At 36.5% G+C, this 21,892-nt stretch carries 16 protein-coding genes; 6 read left to right on the forward strand and 10 right to left on the reverse strand.

Annotated elements, in window-relative coordinates; genetic code table 11:
* On the forward strand, window positions 1–2,464 hold a 2,464-nt coding region (locus BBH99_RS16490), incomplete at its 5' end, for an SbcC/MukB-like Walker B domain-containing protein (protein ID WP_066698127.1).
* A gap of 79 nt (window positions 2,465–2,543) precedes the next feature.
* On the opposite strand, the gene BBH99_RS16495 is transcribed toward BBH99_RS16490, so the two are convergent.
* On the reverse strand, window positions 2,544–3,569 hold the full coding sequence (locus BBH99_RS16495) for an LLM class flavin-dependent oxidoreductase (protein WP_066698141.1): 1,026 nt from the start codon (window positions 3,567–3,569) through the stop codon (window positions 2,544–2,546).
* Between the two features lie 62 nt (window positions 3,570–3,631).
* Here BBH99_RS16495 and BBH99_RS16500 point away from each other — a divergent pair, with 62 nt between their 5' ends.
* Entirely contained in the window at window positions 3,632–3,940 is a 309-nt protein-coding gene (locus BBH99_RS16500; protein WP_066698143.1) for a TraB/GumN family protein, read from the forward strand.
* A gap of 159 nt (window positions 3,941–4,099) precedes the next feature.
* Here the strand turns inward: BBH99_RS16500 and BBH99_RS16505 are convergent, their stop codons facing one another.
* Window positions 4,100–6,238, reverse strand: coding sequence for a S9 family peptidase (locus BBH99_RS16505; RefSeq protein ID WP_066698145.1), 2,139 nt, complete (start codon window positions 6,236–6,238; stop codon window positions 4,100–4,102).
* A gap of 367 nt (window positions 6,239–6,605) precedes the next feature.
* Here BBH99_RS16505 and BBH99_RS16510 point away from each other — a divergent pair, with 367 nt between their 5' ends.
* Both BBH99_RS16510 and ygiD read left to right on the forward strand, forming a co-directional pair.
* On the forward strand, window positions 6,606–7,118 hold the full coding sequence (locus BBH99_RS16510) for a YceI family protein (protein ID WP_066698147.1): 513 nt from the start codon (window positions 6,606–6,608) through the stop codon (window positions 7,116–7,118).
* Window positions 7,119–7,197: 79 nt separating this feature from the next.
* On the forward strand, window positions 7,198–8,025 hold the full coding sequence (ygiD, locus tag BBH99_RS16515; protein ID WP_066698150.1) for a 4,5-DOPA-extradiol-dioxygenase: 828 nt from the start codon (window positions 7,198–7,200) through the stop codon (window positions 8,023–8,025).
* 69 nt (window positions 8,026–8,094) lie between these two features.
* Here ygiD and BBH99_RS16520 read toward each other — a convergent pair whose 3' ends face one another.
* From BBH99_RS16520 to hutH, 3 genes are all read right to left on the reverse strand, one after another.
* Window positions 8,095–9,576 (reverse strand): S8 family peptidase, encoded by a 1,482-nt coding sequence (locus tag BBH99_RS16520; protein WP_066698152.1) that lies wholly within the window; start codon window positions 9,574–9,576, stop codon window positions 8,095–8,097.
* A gap of 110 nt (window positions 9,577–9,686) precedes the next feature.
* Entirely contained in the window at window positions 9,687–10,136 is a 450-nt protein-coding gene (locus BBH99_RS16525; RefSeq protein ID WP_066698155.1) for a GNAT family N-acetyltransferase, read from the reverse strand.
* A 69-nt stretch (window positions 10,137–10,205) separates the two neighbouring features.
* Window positions 10,206–11,693, reverse strand: coding sequence for a histidine ammonia-lyase (gene hutH, locus BBH99_RS16530; protein WP_066698157.1), 1,488 nt, complete (start codon window positions 11,691–11,693; stop codon window positions 10,206–10,208).
* Between the two features lie 212 nt (window positions 11,694–11,905).
* Here hutH and uvrC point away from each other — a divergent pair, with 212 nt between their 5' ends.
* Entirely contained in the window at window positions 11,906–13,702 is a 1,797-nt protein-coding gene (gene uvrC, locus BBH99_RS16535) for an excinuclease ABC subunit UvrC (RefSeq protein ID WP_066698159.1), read from the forward strand.
* Window positions 13,703–14,122: 420 nt separating this feature from the next.
* Here the strand turns inward: uvrC and BBH99_RS16540 are convergent, their stop codons facing one another.
* From BBH99_RS16540 to BBH99_RS16550, 3 genes are read right to left on the reverse strand one after another with little or no spacing between them, the layout of a single operon-like run.
* On the reverse strand, window positions 14,123–14,899 hold the full coding sequence (locus BBH99_RS16540) for a hypothetical protein (protein ID WP_066698161.1): 777 nt from the start codon (window positions 14,897–14,899) through the stop codon (window positions 14,123–14,125).
* Between the two features lie 10 nt (window positions 14,900–14,909).
* Window positions 14,910–15,992 carry a putative type IX sorting system protein PorV2 gene (locus BBH99_RS16545; RefSeq protein ID WP_066698163.1) on the reverse strand — a complete coding sequence of 361 codons (1,083 nt, stop codon included), beginning with the start codon at window positions 15,990–15,992 and terminating at the stop codon, window positions 14,910–14,912.
* A gap of 12 nt (window positions 15,993–16,004) precedes the next feature.
* The gene (locus tag BBH99_RS16550; RefSeq protein ID WP_066698165.1) at window positions 16,005–16,883 is read right to left on the reverse strand and encodes a DMT family transporter; all 879 of its coding nucleotides are present in this window, start codon (window positions 16,881–16,883) and stop codon (window positions 16,005–16,007) included.
* Between the two features lie 453 nt (window positions 16,884–17,336).
* Here BBH99_RS16550 and BBH99_RS16555 point away from each other — a divergent pair, with 453 nt between their 5' ends.
* Entirely contained in the window at window positions 17,337–18,965 is a 1,629-nt protein-coding gene (locus BBH99_RS16555; protein WP_066698167.1) for an acyl-CoA carboxylase subunit beta, read from the forward strand.
* Between the two features lie 84 nt (window positions 18,966–19,049).
* On the opposite strand, the gene BBH99_RS16560 is transcribed toward BBH99_RS16555, so the two are convergent.
* Both BBH99_RS16560 and BBH99_RS16565 read right to left on the reverse strand, forming a co-directional pair.
* Entirely contained in the window at window positions 19,050–20,489 is a 1,440-nt protein-coding gene (locus BBH99_RS16560) for an AAA family ATPase (RefSeq protein WP_066698168.1), read from the reverse strand.
* Window positions 20,490–20,545: 56 nt separating this feature from the next.
* A complete protein-coding gene (locus BBH99_RS16565) occupies window positions 20,546–21,664 on the reverse strand; it encodes a vWA domain-containing protein (RefSeq protein ID WP_066698171.1) in 1,119 nt (372 codons plus the stop codon).
* Window positions 21,665–21,892 lie beyond the last annotated feature (228 nt).

The raw sequence follows: 21,892 nt of genomic DNA on the forward strand, positions 1-21,892 counted from the left end.
AGAACTGGATCAGCTTGAAGGCCAACTAAAAGGTTTTGAAGAAATCAGCGAAGAAAAAATTCAGCTTCAAACAAATCTTTTGGGTGAGGAACAGAAAAAGCTGATTCAGGCTAATGAAAAGTTTGAAAAAGTTTCCCAGGCTTATCAACAGCTAAAAAATCTAAAAACCGATTTTGAAAGTTTAAAACAAAACCGGGAAAAATTCAATACCCTTTCTGAGCAGAAGCCTCAGATGGATGCTTTGGAAGCCCAATCCGAGTTGTATGACCGCACTTTCAGAGCTTTTAATCCATTAATTACTGATAAAAACAGGCTTTCCAGAGGAATTACCGAAAAAAGAAATGAGAAAGAAAGCCAGATCAAAACTGTACGGGAAACAGAAGTTACTTTTAATACTGTAAAGGAGCAGCTTACTGTTCTGGAGCCCAAATTCAAGGCTTTGGAACAATCCAGAATTCAGGAAAACGACTTGAACCTTATTGTACAGATCCTGAAGTTTTATGATGAGATCAAAACCCTTAATGAAAGAACTCAAAAAGGATCGGAAAAGGTAGCCGAAGTAGAGATTCAAAGAGAGATTATTCAGAAAAAGATTAGTGAGCTTTCTAAAAACCTTGATGTTTTAAAAGGACAAAAACTTGATGCTTCTTTACTTTCCAATGTAGGAAATTGGTTTATTCAACAGAAGAACTTCAAAAAAACGCAACAGGAACAGCTTGAAAAAACTCAAAAGCATCAGAAGCAGATTGAACAGATTGTTGAAGAGTTAAAACCTTTTGCCCTTCAGGAAAATTTTAAAGAGGATTTCAATAATAAGAAAGAGGCTCTGGAAGTTCAAAAAAAAGAACTTTCTCAGAAGCTGGATCACCTGAAGATTCAAAAAGAACTTTCCCGATTTGCCAGTGAGCTTTATGATGGAGAAGCGTGCCCGCTTTGCGGTTCTCAGGAACATCCGCATATTGTGGAATTTCACGATGTAAATACAGAATTTCAGGATATTCAGGAGAAAATTAAAGCCGTTGAACAGGAAACTCATCAACTTCAGCAACAGGAAACTGCTGTTGAGAAAATTCTGGACAGAAAGAAAATATTTGAAGAACAACTAATCTCTGAACAGAAAATTCTTCAACAGATCCAAAAGGATATGGATATCCATCTTCAACAGTTTACGTGGAAGCAGTTCAGTTCTGATCAGGAAGAGGATTTTGAGAAAAAAAGAGCAGATTCTTTTGCTGTGGAAAAGAAAATTGAAGAAACGGACAAAATGATCGGTCTTGAACGGGAAACCCTGGAAAAAGAAAGCAAAGTTCTTGAAAAATATAAAAATGCTCTGGAAACTTTCAAGCTGGAAGAGGCTACGAAGCAAAAAGAGATCAATATCAGCCGTTCCAATCTTAAAATTCTGGAGTGGGAACATTATGCACAAAAGACTGTCACAGAAGTTGAAGAGGCTTATCAGAAATTAGCACAATCCAATACAGAAACAGAGCAACTGTATCAAAAAGCTTCTCAGCAGGAAAAGGATCTTTCTCCTAAACTTGCAGAACAGAAAGCGATCGTAAGCCAGACGGAAAAACAGATTGCAGCGCTTGAAAAAGAAATTTCAGAGAATCAGCAGACTATTGATAAGACTTTAAATGAACATCATTTTACTGCATTTAATGAAGTGGAAAATATTCTGCGTCAGGAAATTAATATTCAGGAGATAAGGGTTAAAATCCAGCAATTTAAAATTGATTTTGAAACTCTCAAGAAAGTAATTGAAGGGCTGGAACTGAAACTGAAAGGGCTTTCCTTTGATGACGAGCAGTTTTCATTGGCTGAAAAACAGTTTGGAGAAGCTCAGAGTGAATTAAAGCAAATCAATGATGCCGTTGTCACCATGACCGCTGAAAAAGAAAGGCTAGAAAAGGAATACAAGAAAAAAGAAGAACTTTTAAAAGAGTTAACAAAGCTTCAGAAATGTTCTGAAAACCTGAAACTGATGATGAACCTGTTTAAAGGAGCCGGATTTGTACAATATGTTTCTTCTATTTATCTGAGGCAGTTATGCGATCATGCCAATATCCGCTTCCATAGAATGACCAGAAACCAGTTGAGCCTGCAGCTTAATGAAAATAATGATTTTGAAATCATTGATTATCTCAATGAGGGCAGAAGCAGAAGTGTGAAAACACTTTCGGGCGGACAGGCATTCCAGGTATCTTTAAGTCTTGCGTTGGCTCTGGCAGAAAGTGTTCAGTCCAATGCTCAGGCAGATAAAAACTTTTTCTTTATTGATGAAGGCTTTGGAACTCAGGATACGGAATCTGTTAATATTGTATTTGAAACCCTGACCAATCTGATGAAAGAAAACAGAATTGTGGGAATTATCTCTCACGTAGAAGAGCTTAAAGAAAAGATTCCCACAGCGCTCAACATTATTAAGGACGAGGAAAGAGGAAGCCTGATTCAGATTATATAATTCTAATTTTTTAAAACAACAAAAGTCACAAAAGCTTTTAAACACTTTTGTGACTTTTGCGGTTAAATAACCTATATAATTACAGGTTCTGAACCAATGGCTTTACTTCTTTTCCAAAGAGTTCAATAGATTTCATTGTGATATCATGAGCTGGATCACCAATATCCATATGGCCAATGAATCTTGTGATTCCAAAGATTTCTTTCATATAAGCAATTTTATCTGCTACCTCGGCCGGACTTCCGATGAACAATGCTCCCTCTTTACTTCTTCCGCCATCATACTGCATTTTTGTGTAAGGAGCCCAACCTCTTGAAGAACCTACCCTATCCATCTGAGATTTATAGTTATGGAAATATCCGTCTACTACATTCTGATCGTCACTTACAAAAGTATGTGAGTGAATGGCAATCTGCATTTTAGACATGTCATGCCCAGCTTTCTGGTATTCCTGTTTGTAGAATTCAATCAGATTTTTAAATTGGATTGGCATTCCCCCAATAATTGCGACTACTAATGGCATTCCTAACTGAGCAGCACTTAAAACGGACTGTGGTGTTCCTCCCACTGCTCTCCAGATAGGAAGTTTCCCTCCATTTTTCGCTCTTGGATATACGGTCTGGCTTTTCATAGGAGCGCGAAGTCTTCCTGACCAGGTCACATTTTCTTCAGCATTAATCTTTAATAATAAATCCAGCTTTTCATCAAACAGTTCTTCATAGTCATTCAAAGAATAACCATACAACGGAAATGATTCAATAAAACTTCCGCGTCCAACGAATATTTCGGCTCTTCCGTTTGATATTAAATCTAATGTCGCAAAGTCTTCATACACTTTTACCGGTTCTGAGGAACTTAAAACCGTAACTCCACTTGCCAATTTTATATTTTTTGTGATGCTTGCCGCTGCTGCTAATACCATTTCCGGTGATGAAACAGCATAATCCGGACGGTGATGCTCTCCCATCGCAAAGACATCTATTCCTACCTCATCCATGAATTTTACCTGCTCCAATATTTCATGAATCTTGGTTCCTGCATCTCTATATTTCCCGGTTGACTGGTCAAAAGCCAAATCACCGAACATTCCTATTCCTAATTCCATATTGTTGATTTTGATTTTATACAGGCAAAGTTACGGCTATGAAAAGGCATATGCATTGATGTTTGATAAGATCGCAGAATGCCCAGTACACAGATTTAATAAAAATAACAGATAGCAGAAAGGAATTTGCACAACGGTTTGCCACTAAACCTAATGGTGAAAAAATAAGCTACAGAGAAGGATTTAAATTAATGTCAGGTTTCTGGGACCTGAGAAATCAGACAATGGCTCAGAATATCTATAATACAACTGTAAAACATCCCCATAAGAAAATCGTTGTTCTGACTGGTTTTCTGCACCGGTATTATTTAATCAAAGAATTGAACAGGCTTAATAAGGGAAATTATGTCGTTAAAGAATTTTATGATTAACTTCCATGAACACAATAAACCAGTTCTGAACGTAGTTTGTCACTCTCATGAAAATTTAAACCCATATTTTCAGTTACTAAAGAGGGATTCTAAAAAAACATTTCCACCCTATTACAATTAAAATAAAAAGCTACCTCATCATGAGATAGCTTTCGTGCTTTATTTCTTCAGATACTGATCAAAATAATCTGTGATTTTCTGCATCAGGTGAACCCTGTCTTTTCCAATTACATTATGTGGATGTCCCGGATAAGCAAAGTAATCTAACTGAACTCCATTATCCACTGCCGATTTAATGAACTTAATGGAATGCTGCCATACCACTACATCATCCTGTGCTCCGTGAATCATTAATAGTTTTCCTTTCAGGTTCTGTACTTTATCCAGAAGATTAGCCGTTGCATACCCTTGTGGATTTTCCTGTGGAGTATCCATATATCTTTCTCCATACATAATTTCGTACATATTCCACTCAATTACCGGTCCTCCGGCAACTCCTACTTTAAATACATCCGGTTTACGAAGCATGAAGCTTGTTGTCATAAATCCACCAAAGCTCCATCCGTGAATACCCATTCTGTCACCATCTACGTAAGGAAGGGATTTCAGATAGTCAACTCCTTTCATTTGATCGTTCATCTCCGTTGTTCCCAGGTTTCTGAAAACAGCCTGCTCAAACTTCATTCCACGGTTGGCAGAACCTCTTCCGTCCATTGTGAAGATGATATATCCATTTTGAGCCATATACTCATACCAAAGATTTCCGGAAGCCGGGAAGCTGTTTGTAATCAGTTGTAAGTGCGGTCCGTTATATAAGTAAACGATGGTTGGATATTTCTTGTTCGGATCAAAGTTCGTTGGTAAGATGATCTTTCCATATAGAGGAGTTCCATCATCCGCCTTTAATTCTACATTTTTAATTTCCGGTCTCTGATAAGTCTTTAACGGATTTTCAGAGGTAAAGATATTTGTAGATTTCAGGTTGGAAGTATTGATAATATTTCCTACTCTTGGTGTGTTTGCATTGCTGTAAGTATCATACAGATAGTTTCCGTCACTACTCAGAACTCCGGAGTGCATTCCTGCATCAGAGTCAAGTCTTTCCATTTTGAAATTCGTCCAGTTGATCTTATATAGATGTCTTTCTAAAGGAGTTTCTTTCGTAGAAGTAAAGAAAATTTCTTTTTTCTTTTCATTAAATCCTAAGATTTCAGTTACCAGCCAATCTCCCTTTGTGATCTGAGCCACCAATCCTTTTTCAAGATTGTAATGGAATAAATGATTGTAGCCTGTTCTCTGACTCTGCCATATGAAGTCTGTATTTGAATTCGGGAAGAAAGTAAGCGGATGCTGCGGCTCTACATATTTACTGTCCGTTTCTTCAAATAAAGTTTTTACCAGTGTTCCTGTAACGGCATCATATTGATTCATTTTCATATGATTCTGACCTCTGTTCAAGACTCCTACAAAAATATATTTTGAATCCGGACTCCAGGTAACGGCTGTCAGATACTGATCTTTTTCACCATCGATCTTCAGGAACGTTGTTGTCTGGTTTTTAATATTGAAAACTCCTAATGTTACCTGATGAGAGGTTTGCCCTGCCATTGGGTATTTGATGTTATGGTTAACAGCGGGAGTTACAGACCAGTCAATGATTGGATAGTCTGCCACCATGGTCTGATCCATTTTATAGAATGCTACGCTTTCAGAGTTTGGCGCCGGAAAAATTCCGGTATCAATCCCGAATTCGTTTCTGTGAACAGTCTGGCCACTGATGATATTCTCATTAGCTTCATTGGTTACCGCTATGGTTTTTCCGTTTTTATTAACAAATAAATTATTCTTTACAGTAAAGGCAAAAGTTTGTCCGTCACCAAACATTTTTACATTAGCCGCATCCTGATCTATCATTGCAGAATTCTTTACTTTCCAGTCGTTTCCTGATTTTTCAATCCAGAACATTTTCCCGTTTGTATTGAAATATCCATTAGATGTTCCTGTAAATTTAATAGAAGGGAAAGACTTCAGTTTATTATCTGTCAATTGTCTGTTCAGCTGCGTCAGAGATATCAGCGTATCCTGTTTGTTTGTTTTTAAATCTGTAGCCAGATATCCGCCTTTTACGGATTGAATATAGGACTTCCCGTCAGCAGACCATGAAAACTGTGAAATATTTTTCACGGCAAGGTTGGTTCTCAATCCATTTACAGCCTCTGCCATCGTAAACTTCTGTGTCTGGGCAAACGCTGAGCTCCCCAAAACAAGCATCAATAAAGAAAATTTATGTAATTTCATTGTATAAAATTGAATCCATCAAAAATAAGAAATAAAAACCATCCGTTAAGAAACGTTAAATTAAAACATTCATAAAATGGAATTAATTCATCTATAGAAAATATTTCTTAACTTAATGGTAGAATTTTGTAGGCTTAATTGGGAAAACACAAGGGCGCAAAGTTTGTTTACAAGGATACGTTTTTAAGGCGCAAGGATTCTATCTGTGATAAAATTGATGAGAATATTGAAAGGTAAGACTTAAAGCAATAAGAGAATTCATTATTCAATGTAGACAATTTCATTTCTTATCCTATATCAATGACTCGTATATACTCTCTGTTCTAAATTTGCATCATTAATAATAACAAAAAAATACAAAATTACAATGGCAACAAAATGGACCTTAGACCCAACGCATAGTGAAATTACTTTCAAAGTAAAACACATGATGATTTCTAACGTAAAAGGAAGCTTCAGAACTTTCACTGCTGAAATTGAATCTGAAGATGAATTCTTTGCAAACGCTAAAACTACAGCTACCATCCAGACAGATTCTGTATTCACTAATAATACTGACAGAGATAATCACTTAAAGTCTGCTGAGTTCTTCAATGCTGAAGCTCATCCAACAATTACTTTTGAATCTCAGAATCTGAACAATGAAGTGGTTGGTAACCTTACCATCAACGGGATTACAAAGCCGGTAACATTAGATGTAGACTTCGGCGGAATTAACGTTGACCCATGGGGGAATACAAAAGCAGGTTTCTCTTTTGAAGGAAAAATCAGCAGAAAAGAATTCGGACTGAACTGGAATGCAGCTCTTGAAGCAGGAGGTGTAATGGTAAGTGACGATGTAAAAATTGCAGGTGAATTACAGTTTGTAAAACAAGCTTAATTTCTAACATACATCATAAAAGGGTTCAGGGATTTTTACTAAAAACCTTGAACCTTTTTCCTTTTAATATTCAATACTTATGAACCTCAACGATCTTCAGAATATAAGCGAAAACTTCAACACGACCCAGAGAATGCCGGTTTTATTTCTTGGGCATGGTTCTCCAATGAATGCTATTGAAGAAAACCAGTTTGTGCAGGGATTCCGTAAGACAGCAAGTGAAATTCCAAAGCCTAACGCTATCCTGTGTATTTCTGCCCATTGGTATACTCCGGGAACCTTTGTTACTGCTATGGAAATGCCTAAAACTATTCATGATTTTTACGGTTTTCCTAAAGAATTGTTTGAAGTACAATATCCTGCACCTGGCAGCCCTCAATTAGCTAGGGAAACAGCTGAGCTTTTGCTTCCTGTAGAAGTAGAGGAAGATCATAATTGGGGACTGGATCATGGTGCCTGGTCTGTTATCAGACATTTATATCCTGAAGCGGATATTCCGGTGATCCAATTGAGCATTGATTATACAAAACCACCGCAATATCATTATGATCTTGCCAAAAAACTGAACAAGCTTCGTGAGAAAGGCATCCTGATCATAGGCAGTGGAAATATTGTTCACAATTTACGTATGATCGACTGGAAAAACATTAATACTGTTGGTGCTGGCTGGGACTGGGCAATTGAAGCCCGTGAAAAGACTAATAACTGGCTTCTGGACGGTAATTTTCAAAATATTATTGATTATCATAAGCAAGGAACATCTTTACAGTATGCGGTACCAACTCCGGATCATTATCTTCCTTTGATTTATACCTTAGGATTGAAAGACCAGGCTGAAGAATTAGCACTGTTTAATGATGAACTTATTGGAGGTTCGCTGAGTATGACAAGTGTAAGGATCGGATAATATTATCATAAAAAAGGAAACACCTCAGCGGAGATGTTTCCTTTTCTTTTTTATTGATTGTAATATTATTTATTGTACAGCCTTTAAAACATTAATGTTTCCATAACCATAACTTGAATTGACCGTTGGATAGTACGTTGCCGACTGTCTCATTTTATTCAGTACCTGATCTCTGGTCCAGGATGGATTTTTAGCCCAAACTAAAGCTGCAATTCCCGCTGTGGCAGCTGTTGCTACAGAAGATCCACCTACATAATCTGCCTGTCCGTTATAATAACTTAACACCGGAACTGTATTTCCTGATGATCTTTCCATCTGGAAGGTAAAATCAATCTGACTTCCGGAGTGGCAAACATCACATTTCTGATTGGAAGTTCCCTCTTTCACCCCTGTTATCGCCTGTGTTTCTGACATTGAAGCAGGGAAGATAACTCCTACAAAATTGGTAAAGCTGGTAGATGTTCCACCTGCACAGAAAATCAGTTTTCCTCGGGCATAAGCATATTTTACTCCATCTTCAATTTTCCCTACTGAAAAAATATGTCCCATAGACATCGAGATGATCTTTACATTGGTATTATTTCCTAATTCTGTAAATGCTGTTTTTACTCCGTTTTGTTCACTGGAGGTTTCCAATACAACATTTTCGGCTGCACGATAAGCAATAAGATTGGCATTATAAGCCACTCCTACCGGAAGTCCTGCGTTATTTCTAGGGGCAGCCATTACAGAAGCCATTTTAGTTCCGTGCCCGCACTGATCCGCTGAACCATCGGAATTATATACCCCGAACTTACTGATCGTTCTTCCTGAAGATGCTCCATTATTAAAGCTGGATCCCAATAAAGACTGGTCCGGGGAAACTCCCGTGTCAATAAGACCAATGGTTACTCCTGCTCCGGTACTGTAGCTCCATGCATCAGGAATATTATGCTTAGTAAATGCCCATGGAATTTTTGCACTTGGTGTTGTGGAAGTATAATCTACCGCACTTAAAGTAGCTGTGGAAAAACCACATCCTGAAGAACCGCTGCCTGAAGATTTTGCAGTGGTATTGTATTGGGCTTCATTTTCAAAATAATGATAATCTGCCGGTTCTACATATCGGATAGTTTTCATCTGACGAAGAGCGGTTATTGTTTCTTCCTTTTCAATGGTAACATCCATCTGATTTAGATATTGATCGGAATTCAAAAGGAATCTTGCAGATCCTTTTCCTTCAGATTTTGCAATGAGATTTAAAATCTCTTCCTCCATTTTTTTGTTATCAGGAGATTTACTTCTGTCGAAATCATCTTTTGACGAGCCAAATCCAATAGATACCATTCTGTTACCACGGAAAATGGCACTCCATAGAAAATGATCAGATTCATTCCTCCAATTGAAAGTTCCTTCATTTTTTATGGCCTGATTAATTCTTTCGTTGATCTGTTTTGCTGTCAGAGGATCTTTCTGAGACATTTCAATATTTGAGCTCTCATTGCGGAGTTCTTCCTGTGTACAGGAATTTAAGGCAAAAAATAATGCCAGGAAAAATACAGTTTTTTTCATATGTTATAATTTTGGTTGGAACCACAATATAACACTTTCAAGAGAATTAAAAGTTTAAAAAAAATGAATTTAGCATTATATGAATATTAATTGGCTTCTATCAACTAACTTCAGATTAAATATTTTTCAAAACAAACGCTGCTGTCTACCCCAATATACTGACCGTAATTAGGTATTCTTTGGAATCCGCTTTTTTCATACACTGAAATGGCATTCGTAAGGTCTTTAGAAGTTTCAAGAACTGCTTTTTGATATCCTAATTCCTTAGCCCAATTTTCAAGTTCCTTTACAATGGAAGATCCTAATCCCCTTTTCCTGAACTCAGGATTGGTGAACATCCTTTTTATTTCAACCGTATCTTCTGTAAGTTCCTTGAAAGCTCCACATGCTGCCGGAGTTTGATCTATGTAAGCAACAATACAGTTTTTAATCATATCAATTTTGTTAAACTGGGCAAAAAAAGCGTCATCATCTCCGTTATGTTCTGCAAGGTTGGCATCAAGAGATTTTACAAGCTCTTTAAAGTCTGAAGAATTGGAATCTGTTCTTTGTATAGTCATGTTGAATGATATTAAAATATTTTTGGAAACAAAAAAGCTCCCTTTCGGAAGCCTTTCATTTTTATTAGATTAGTTTACAATAAACTTTCTTTCTTTGATCAGCTCAGCAATGGCCAGCATATCCTGTCCGATTAATCTGTCGTCTTCCAGTTTCGCAACTTTAGAACGAAGAATCGTAAAGTTCTCTTCAATGATCTTAGAACATTTCGATGGTCTCCTGAACTCAAGTCCCTGAGCAGCAAACATTAATTCAACCGATAAGATATTTACCAGGTTTCCAAGAACCTGATTGAATTTTCGTCCTGAAATACTTCCCATAGAAACGTGGTCTTCCTGTCCTAAGCTTGTAGGAATAGAGTCTGCTGATGCCGGGAAGCATAATGTTTTGTTCTCTGTTACTAATGCAGCAGAGGTATATTGAGGAATCATAAATCCTGAATTCAATCCTGAACTTTCTGTTAATAACCTTGGAAGCCCGTATTTTCCTTCTAATAATAGGTAGCTTCTTCTGTCTGAAATATTTCCTAATTCAGCAGCAGCAAGGGTTGCATAATCTAATGGTAAAGCCATAAGCTGCCCATGGAAGTTTCCTCCGGAGATAGATTCTTCTGCACTTAATACAATAGGGTTATCTGTTACGGAATTCAATTCTGTTTCTGCCATGCTTTTAAGATGCTCAAATGCATTTCTGCTGGCACCGTGAACCTGTGGTACACATCTCATGGAATAAGGATCCTGAACTCTTTCACAGTCTTCGTGAGATTTCATATTCTCTGATCCTTTCAGGAACTTAAGCATTCTTGCTGCTACTTTTTTACTTCCTTCAAAAGGTCTGATCTCATGAAGTTCTTTTTTGAAAGGACTTGCAGAACCTCTGTACGCTTCAATACTCATTGCTGCCGTCATATCAGCAAGATCCAGCAGATATTCAAATTTCTCTAATCCTTTGATAGCATGAGCCAAGATAAACTGGGTTCCGTTGATCAATCCCAATCCTTCTTTCGGACCTAGCGCTAATGGCTCAAGATTATGTTTTTCCAATACTTCCATGGTATCAGAAATCTGATCACCTTCCCAAACCTGTCCAAGCCCTAATAAAGGTAACACAAGGTGAGCCAGAGGAGCTAAATCTCCTGATGCACCCACAGATCCCTGCTCAGGAACCACGGGAATAATATCTTTTTCAAGCATCAGGATCATTCTCTCAATCACTTCAAGAGAGACTCCGGAAAACCCTTTTGATAAGGCATGAACTTTAGCAATCATCATGATTTTGGAAAGTTCTTTTTCAATGGGCTTTCCTACACCTACTGCATGGGAAATAATCAGGTTATACTGTAGCTGAGCAGTTTCATCTGCTGATATTTTAGTATCGCACAACGGCCCGAATCCTGTATTGATTCCATATACACATCTGTCGGATTCTACAATTTGCTGTACGTTTTTCTGAGATTTTAAAATTTGGTCTTTTGCTGCTTTATTCAGCTTGGCTTTATTAGGTTTTTCACATATTTCCAGAACATCATGGAAAGTAAAAACATCTACTCCGTATATCATTTCTAAAAAATTTTCTTAAAATTACGCATTTAACAATAATTGGAGAAACTAAATTTCAAGGTTCTATCTTTTTTCGGAAGAAGTGAATTATTTCATTAATTGTAATACCAAAATAAGAAAGCAATAATTTCATCCAAACATAAATGATAAAACCTGTATAGCATTCTTCAGGTTTTCTTCTTTTAAACAGAAAGAATCCTTAATTTTGTTATATGAATCCTTCTTTAGAATTACAGCTCAAAACTTTACCTTCCGAACCTGGTGTTTATCGTTATTATGATAAAAACGAGCAGCTATTGTATGTAGGAAAGGCTAAGAATTTAAAGAAAAGGGTTCTTTCCTACTTCAATAAAAATCTTTCCGGTTACAGGATTAAAATTATGGTTGGTAAAATCCATCGACTGGAAACCACCATAGTAAACAGTGAATATGATGCTCTTTTGCTGGAAAATAATCTGATCAAAGAACATCAGCCATTTTATAATGTCATGCTGAAGGATGACAAGACCTATCCCTGGATCTGTATTAAAAATGAAGATTTCCCCAGGATTTTCCTGACCAGAAATGTTATTAAAGATGGATCGGAATACTATGGTCCTTATGCAAAAGTTCGCCCAGCAAAGATTTTGCTGGATACCATCAAACATATCTATAAACTCAGAACCTGTAATCTGAATCTTTCACCAGCTAAAATTGCAGACGGAAAATATAAGGTCTGCCTGGAGTACCATATCAAAAATTGTGAAGGACCTTGTGAAGATCTTGAAAGCAAGGAAGAATATGATGAGAAGATAGATGCCATCCGTGGAATTATTAAGGGAGATTTCCGAAAAGCAAAGGAATATCTGGTAAATCAGATGATGAAACATGCCTCTAATCTTCAGTTTGAGGAAGCTCAGATCATTAAGGAAAGACTGGATATTCTGGAAGATTACCAGGCTAAAAACACCGTAGTAAATCCCAATATTGATGATGTGGATGTTTTCGGTATGACCAGTGATGAGACGGCTGCTTATGTTAACTTCTTTAAAATAAGGAACGGGAATATCATTCAGAGTTTCACTACAGAGATTAAAAAAATTCTGGAAGAGACGGATGAAGATATTATGGAAGAAGCTTTAATTGAAATCCGGCAGAAGTTTGGCTCCGATTCAAAAGAAGTATTACTTCCTTTCCATTTGTCTGTAGAAATTCCGAATGTAAAGCTTATTGTTCCTAAAGTTGGGGATAAAAAAAGAATCGTGGAGCTTTCGGAAAAAAATGCGAAAGAATATCGTCTGGAAAAATTAAAACAGGTTCAGATTATAGACCCGGAAAGGCACACCAACAGAATTATGGCTGAAATGCAGAAACTTCTGAGGATGCCTGTAGAACCACGGCATATTGAAGGGTTTGATAACTCGAACATCCAGGGAACTAACCCTGTTTCGGCCTGTGTTGTTTTTAAAGACGGGAAACCGAGCAAGGCAGACTATAGAATTTTCCATCCTAAAACCGTGGAAGGTCCCAATGACTTTGCAACGATGGAGGAAGTTATTTATCGCCGCTATAAAAGAATGCTGGATGAAGGAGAAAGTCTTCCACAACTGATTCTTATTGATGGTGGAAAAGGGCAGTTATCTTCTGCTGTCAAAAGTCTGAGATTATTGGGATTATATGGGAAAATTACCATTGTGGGAATCGCAAAAAGGCTGGAGGAAATTTTCTTTCCGGAAGACCCTATTCCTTTATATCTTGATAAGAAATCCGAAACTTTAAAAATCCTTCAAAGAGTAAGAGATGAGGCTCACCGATTTGGGGTAAAGCATCACAGAACAAGAAGAAAAAATTCCACTATAAAATCCGAATTGGAAGAGATTCCCGGTGTGGGAGAAAAAACCATCGAGTTGTTACTGTCTAAACTTAAGTCTGTAAAAAGAATCAAAGAAGCCAACCAGGAAACATTGGAAGAGATCTTAGGTAAAAGTAAAGCGAAAGTGATTTGGGAGTTTTTCAACAATAATGGATAACCTCTCCTACCATATTGTTTATTGTTCACCAATAATTGAAGTTTTATCAATTTTCAATCAAAATTATATTTTCTCAAAAAGAGACATATACAATAAAATATCCAAAATAACACTTTACAAACAACTAAAACCTAATACATTTAAAATATTACACAAATAATGTTATTATATGTATTTTTTTCATAAATTAGTATTATTAATTAGAAACAATAATACCATGAAAGGAAACTCATTCTTCAGGTGATAATATATTATCATTTACCGTTACAGGTATTCTAATTTCTATCTTTTTCTTAATGATTTTTACGAATAAATAACCTGGTAGAGCCATTATTCTAAGAAAAAACACATCAATATACTTCCAAAGAAATAAGCTCTTTTTCAAGAGCTTATTTTAGTTTTATTTTCAATAAATGTCATCTATTTTTGCATGAAAACCTCCTTAGAATATTTTCCGTCTGTCTGTGGAATATCTATAACAATATTACCATTTTCAAAATAGCCAATTGTAGTAGTATTATCAGCAAGTTTTACAATAAATACATCTTTTTTTGACGCTGTTTTAAAGATGGCAAACGGTACAGAACTTCCGGATTTTGCAAGGATAAACTGATTGGCATCAATCTGTATCTTCTGTACAACCACTTTCCCATTGGAATAGCTCCCTGTGGATGAACCTGTATCCGGAGCAATCACAGCTGTTTCCGGAGCAGAACTCTGAACTGTGTTGACCGCAATAGCTGAAGAAGATGATGATGTCTGTTCTTTTGCCGGCAACATGGCAACAGGATTAGAGTTACCAACATTTATTAGGGCCATTTTTAAAGCATCTGCAAGACCTTCTTCAAATTCTTTAATGCTAGAACTTCCATTAGATTCAAGAAGAACCTTATTGTTACAGTCTTTTATAACTAACATTAATTTATTTTTAAACATACTTTTCACATTCAGTACGTCGGCTTTCATAACATTACAAGAATTATCTTTTGCCTCAGACGGCCATTGATCAATACTTGCCGGCAAAACCACATATTTCTTATTTTTCAGAGCTTTTGCCAATGCCTCTTCTAATCCATAACTATCTCCTTTGAAGCTTTCAAACCTCTCAGGAATAGACACATATTTATAATCTGAAACTTTCTGTCCGAAAATAGCTGTTGAGCAAATTGCTAACATTAATATTGATAACTTTTTCATATCCTACATTTTAGTCATTTCTGAATGCTCCCATATCCAGTTTAAGCGAGAAGAAATTAGAATAGAAATTAGAGCCTCCAATACCTGAGTTGGTAATTGCGTAATCCAAAGTAAGCCCTCTATATCTGATTCCAATCCCTGCACTTGGCTGGAAAGAAACTTTTCTTTTTAAATCTTCTATATCTGTAATAGACTGGAACCTGTTGATCCCCAGTCTCACAAAAATCATTTTCTGATAACCTAATTCAGCTCCTGCATAAGGACTGATACTTGCAAAATCAGTAGAAATCAATGAAGCGGTCTTAGCAAAATCTACATTGATTCCTGCTTCCGGCAATACGTAAACACTGCTGTTAATCTCAAATAATTTACTCGCACCAACATTCAGTTTAGGCATAGTAAGTTCCATTTTATCTTTTGGTGCGGGGTTAAATTCTTCACCATTCACCACTGTTGATAACTCTTTCTGGTTTATACTCCAAAAGTTAACGGTAGTGGTAATATCTCTTACCATTCCTCCAAATTTCCATCCGTTCTCCCCTTTATAAATAGCCCCCACATCAAAACCGAAACCATAACCATTGGCAAATTTACCTACATTTCTATAGACAATTTTAGCATTCACCCCCACATCTAGATTTGGATTTCCTCCGGGACGAAAGGCATAGGAAAGGATAGCTGCATAATCAGACTGTGAGAATTTTGTGATTTTATCATAATCTATATTCCCTTCAGAATCAATCATCTGAGTGGTATTCAGAATATTATCTACTCCAAGCCTTACTACTGAAACACCAAAAACGCCCTCTTCCATTACCCTGGCATAGGCTAAATAATCATATTTTGCTATAGATTCAAAATATTCAGCGTGCATTGCAGCCCCCTGCCAATCTTTTTCAATAGCCATTAAACCTGCCGGGTTCCACATAGGAGAATACACATCGTCCTGATTGGATATTACAGCACCTCCCATTGCTAATCCTCGGGCACCCGCTCCGATATTTAAGAATTCATTGGAATACTTCCTGATAATCTGAGATTGAGACAGCCCATAGAGCAGTGAAAATGCAAGTAAAAAATATTTTTTCATCATATAAAATTGATGCTAGTTAAGGGTTTTAGTTTTTCTGGCCTTGATTAATCCATTCGCAATGATTGCCAGTATCATAACTCCTGATGCAATATAAAATATTGGGCTCATATGTTCTGATTCCCCAAAGATAAAAAAAGCTAGTATAATTCCGTAAACAGGTTCCAAATTAACTGTTAAAATTAGAGTAAAAGGCGATATATACTTCATTAAACTCACTGATTCCAACATAGGAAAAGCAGTGAAAACACTCGCTAACAAGCATATTAACGCCATATCACGATAGTTTATTTCATTCATTTGAAAAATTTGACCTGAAAACAAATAAAATAACATTAAAATAAACCAACCGCAGAAGATTTCGTAAAATATAATGTTCCCGGAACTCGTTTTTCCAAACATTTTACCATTAAAAACTGAGAATATGGTCCCAAAAATAGCACAAAGAACGCCATACATAATGCCTTCCTTATATTGAAATTCTGTCTTGAAGATCAACAAAATACAGGCTACAATCACTACTCCCATCACTACTTCTGAAATATCGATCTTTCTTTTAAATATAATGGGTTCCAGAATTGAAGCAAAGAGCGTTGATAATGATAGACAGCTTAGTGCAATGGAAACATTGGAGACTTTGATCGAATAAAAAAAGCAGTACCAATGAAGGGCCATGGTAAAACCTATTGCAGCCAGCTGAAAGAATATTTTTTTAGAAACTTTTATGCTTTCTTTTTTAAATATCCTTATGAATACAAAAAGAAACGCAGCAGCAAAGAGCATTCTGTAGAATACCAGAATCTGAGCATTGGCATGAATCAGTTTTCCTAAAATTGCAGTGAACCCCCATAAAAATACTATTAAATGCAATCTGAAAAGCGCTAATTTATGCATATCCTACCTTCTTTAAAATTTGAACAGGCAAATTTACAAATACCCTTACCAAATATTGATAAAAAGGTAAAATAATCTAAAAAAAATAATGGGACTGTAAATATGAGCAAACTTAAGGTTCAAAAATAGATAAATAATGAGCATCAGCTCAAATATTCATCCCTTGTTCTCATCCAATGGGCTAAATACAAAAAACCCTGAAAATGGGTTAAACTTTCAGGGCCTTCAAATAATAAACTATTAAAAAAATAAACTAGGAACAGAGTATTTTGCAGAGGATTTCACCCTCTGTTACTCTTATGTAAAGTTAGAAAAAATATAAATTATTTAAAAATATTTTTTAGTTAAAAATTTCACAATTTACTAATAACCAAACTATTAAACAGTTGTTTTACTTCCTATTCATATTCCTCATAAAAATAGTATCTTTAAGCGTAAAAAATTGAAAATTCTATGGACATCGAATTCAACAAACGAGAAGATCAGAACAGATTAAAATTATCAGAGATAAATCGCTTGCTTGCCGAGATCAAAAAAGGAGGCGGTGAAAAGAGGCTTCAAAAGCTTCGTGAAGAAGGAAAAATGACTGCAAGAGAAAGAATAGACTATCTTCTTGATAAGGGTTCTGATTCCATAGAAATAGGGGCATTTGCGGGTTACGAAATGTATGAAGAACATGGAGGTTGCCCTAGTGGAGGCGTTGTTGTGGTTATAGGGTATGTTTCCGGAAGACAATGTATCGTTGTAGCCAATGATGCCTCTGTAAAAGCAGGAGCATGGTTCCCTATCACAGGAAAGAAAAATCTGAGAGCACAGGAAATTGCAATGGAAAACAGACTTCCCATCATTTATCTTGTAGATTCTGCAGGCGTATACTTACCTATGCAGGACGAAATTTTCCCGGATAAAGAAATGTTCGGCAGAATATTCAGAAATAATGCTAAAATGAGTGCTTCAGGAATTATTCAGATTTCTGCTGTTATGGGAAGCTGTGTAGCTGGAGGGGCTTATCTTCCTATCATGAGTGATGAAGCTATGATTGTGGATAAAACAGGTTCTATTTTCCTTGCGGGAAGCTATCTTGTAAAAGCGGCAATTGGTGAAAGCATCGATAATGAAACATTAGGAGGAGCTACCACTCATTGTTCTATTTCAGGAGTTACGGATTATAAAGCTAAGGATGACAAAGATGCTTTAGACAGGATCAAAAACATCATGAAATCGATCGGTAGTACTGAAAAAGCAGGCTTCGACAGAATAGAAAGTTTCCCACCAAAAGAAAGCCCAGATAATATCTTCGGAATTATGCCGGTTTCAAGAGCTGAACAGTATGATACTTACGAAATTATCAAATGTATTGTGGATAACTCGGAATATGAAGAATATAAGCCAGACTACGGCAAAAGTATCATTTGTGCTACGGCAAGAGTAGATGGCTGGTCTGTAGGAATTGTAGCCAACCAAAGAAAATTAGTAAAGAGCGGTAAAGGAGAAATGCAGTTTGGTGGAGTAATTTATTCCGATTCCGCTGATAAAGCAACAAGATTCATTGCTAACTGTAATCAAAGAAAAATCCCTTTAATCTTCTTACAGGATGTTACCGGCTTCATGGTAGGTTCCAAATCAGAACATGGTGGAATCATCAAAGACGGAGCTAAAATGGTGAATGCAGTTTCCAATTCTGTAGTTCCTAAATTTACCATCATTACTGGAAATTCTTATGGAGCAGGAAATTATGCGATGTGTGGAAAAGCTTATGATCCTAGACTAATTGTAGCATGGCCTTGGGCTGATCTTGCGGTAATGGGTGGAGCACAAGCTGCTAAAGTTTTGGCTCAAATTCAGGAATCTACCTTGAAAAAACAAGGTAAAGAAATTTCTGAAGAAGAGCACAATGAGATTTTGGATACCATTTCAAAAAAATATCAAAAACAAACCGAATCTACCTATGCTGCAGCAAGATTATGGACAGATGCTATCATCAACCCAACAGACACCAGAAAATGGATCTCTATGGGGATAGAAGCCGCTAATCACGCGCCTATTACAGAAAAATTTAATCTTGGAGTTATTCAGGTTTGATAATTATTGGGTTTAAAATATAAAAAGATGTGGAATTAATTTCCACATCTTTTTTGTTTTTATATTCTTGAAAATTTCAAAAATTTAAGAAAAGAAAACTCCTGTTCTGAATCTTTCTCTATTCAATTTTTTGTTAACGGCCAATCCCCAAAGAATAAACTCTTTTAAGAATAAAATATCCTCTGGTTGAGTATCAGGTTGATATTTTTCAATGATCTGATCAAGAGGATAGATCCTGTTAAGAGATTTTGCATAAGATTCATCCGAAGATTCATCTGTAATTTCCAAAAAACCATTATCTTCTAAAAACCAATCCGTAATCTGACTAAACGGTCCCTCAATATTCTTTTTCTCCAGTTTTTCCACTTTCGGAAAATAAGAGGTGAATAAAGTTCTGATTGCATTATCAATTAATAGCTGAGCAACCGCTTCCGCCCCTTCCTGTTCTCCTTCATAAACCAGTTCCACTTTTCCCGTGATTGCAGGAATTACTCCTACAAAATCGCTTAATCTTACAGAAGTTGTTTCATCACCAGTCAGTAAAGACCTACGTTCCGCTGTACTCAATAAATTTTCAAAAGCTGTAATACTCATACGCGCACTTACACCACTTTTTGAATCTACATATTCACTTTCACGAGCCTCAAAACCAATCTGCTCCAGAAGATCCTTTGCTAAAGAGGGAACATATATTCCATTTTTCTGACGGCTGTCTAAACTGGATTCATAATTGGTAATTTCTTTTGCAATATTGATATTTTCAGGGTAATGAGTCAAAATCTGCGACCCTATACGATCTTTCAGTGGAGTCACAATACTTCCCCTGTTGGTATAGTCTTCAGGATTCGCGGTGAAAACAAATTGTATATCTAAAGGCATTCTCACCTTAAATCCACGAATCTGCACATCGCCTTCCTGTAAAATATTAAATAAAGAAACCTGAATTCTCGCCTGAAGATCCGGCAATTCATTAATTACAAAAATACAACGGTTTGCACGCGGGATCATCCCAAAGTGAATCACTCGGTCATCTGCATAAGAAAGCTTAAGATTGGCTGCTTTAATAGGATCTACATCACCAATCAGATCGGCAACAGTTACATCCGGAGTAGCCAATTTTTCGAAAAATCTTTCATCACGATGAAGCCATTCTATTGGCGTATTATCTCCTTCGGCTTCAATTAACTCCTTAGCATAACGTGAAATCGGATGAAATGGGTCATCATTAATTTCGCTTCCACCAACAAAAGGAATCCATTCATCCAGTAAAGCGGTCATCATCCTTGCCAGCCTGGTTTTTGCCTGGCCTCTCAGTCCTAATAGGTTAATGTTATGCCGGCTTAGAATAGCGTGTTCCAATTGAGGAATAACTGTATTTTCATATCCGAAAATTCCCTCAAATACAGACTCTTTATTACGAATTTTATTTTTTAAGTTATCTCTTAACTCATCTTTTATATTTTTGGATATATATCCTGATGCTTTTAATGAACCTAGTGTTTTTATATTGGGCTTGTTAGTCATATTATTTAAAATGTGATTTTATAAACTTTGAAATATATTGTAACGAATAATAATTTTTAACGGATTCTTTTCTTGCGATTGGTCTCATAATCCTCAAAAATCATGTGTCCTAATCCATTGAGACCCGTATAAAACGCTTTACCTTGATTAGCTTCTGTAAATTCACTCACGAAGCGCTGCAAATACGGATCCTGCGCTATCATAAAAGTAGTAATCGGGATGTGCAGTCTTCTCGCCTGAGAGGCCATATTATAACATTTCTGAACAACATATTCATCTAAACCATAAGAATTCATGTAATAACTACCATCAGCCTGACGAACACAGCTTGGTTTTCCATCGGTAATCATGAAAATCTGTTTATTGGTATTCCTCTTTCTTCGTAAAATATCCATTGCCAGTTGAAGGCCGGCAACTGTATTGGTATGGTAAGGACCAACCTGCAGATAAGGCAGCTCTTGGATTTTAACAGGCCATGCATCATCACCAAAAACAATAATATCCAAAGTATCTTTCGGATAACCTGTGGTAATCAGCTCTGCAAGTGCCATTGCTACTTTTTTGGCCGGAGTGATGCGGTCTTCTCCGTACAAGATCATACTGTGGCTAATATCAATCATCAGAACAGTACTCATCTGTGATTGATGAATGCTGTCTTCTACAATTAAATCATCTTCAGTAAGATAAAAATCTCCGATTCCGTTATTGATCTGGGCATTTTTAAGACTTTCTGTAATAGAAATTTTCTCTACTGGATCCCCAAAATTATAATTACGGAATTCTCCCGTAGTATCTTCTCCTGTTCCAGCCTTATTGGTTTTATGATTGCCGTTACCATTTTTCCCTAAGTTTCCAAATATTTGGTTAAGCGCTTGTTTACGGATATTCTGTTCCATTTTTGCACTCAGGCGAATTCCATTACCAGCATTAGGATCTACTTCTTCTCGGATATATCCTTTCTTTTTAAGGTCCTCAATAAAATCATCTATGGTGTAATCCGGAGTCGTAAGCTGATATTCTTCATCCAGCATACGAAGCCAGTCAATTGCTTCATCAAAATCACCTGAAGTATGGGTTAACAAATCTGTAAAAATTTCCAGTAAACGATCAAATACGGATAGTTCCGGTGCTTTGTAAGTTTCAAACCTGAACCCTCTCACAATATGCTCTTTCATAGAATAAAGTTACAACATAAATAAAAGAGCTTTAAGAGATTTATTCTATTTTAATTTTTATGAATAGAAATAATCCTTAGATAACTTATTGAAAAATAGTGTTCAGGAGCTATCTCCCGCTATCCACTCATACTCCTCACGCCCGTACTCTCCAACGCTCAAACCCTCAAGCTCTCCAACTCCCTGTTGCGGGGTAACCGTTCCTATCGGGGCTAGGGAGGTTGTATG

The organism is Chryseobacterium contaminans (assembly GCF_001684955.1).
GTDB classification, from domain to species: Bacteria; Bacteroidota; Bacteroidia; order Flavobacteriales; family Weeksellaceae; genus Chryseobacterium; species Chryseobacterium contaminans.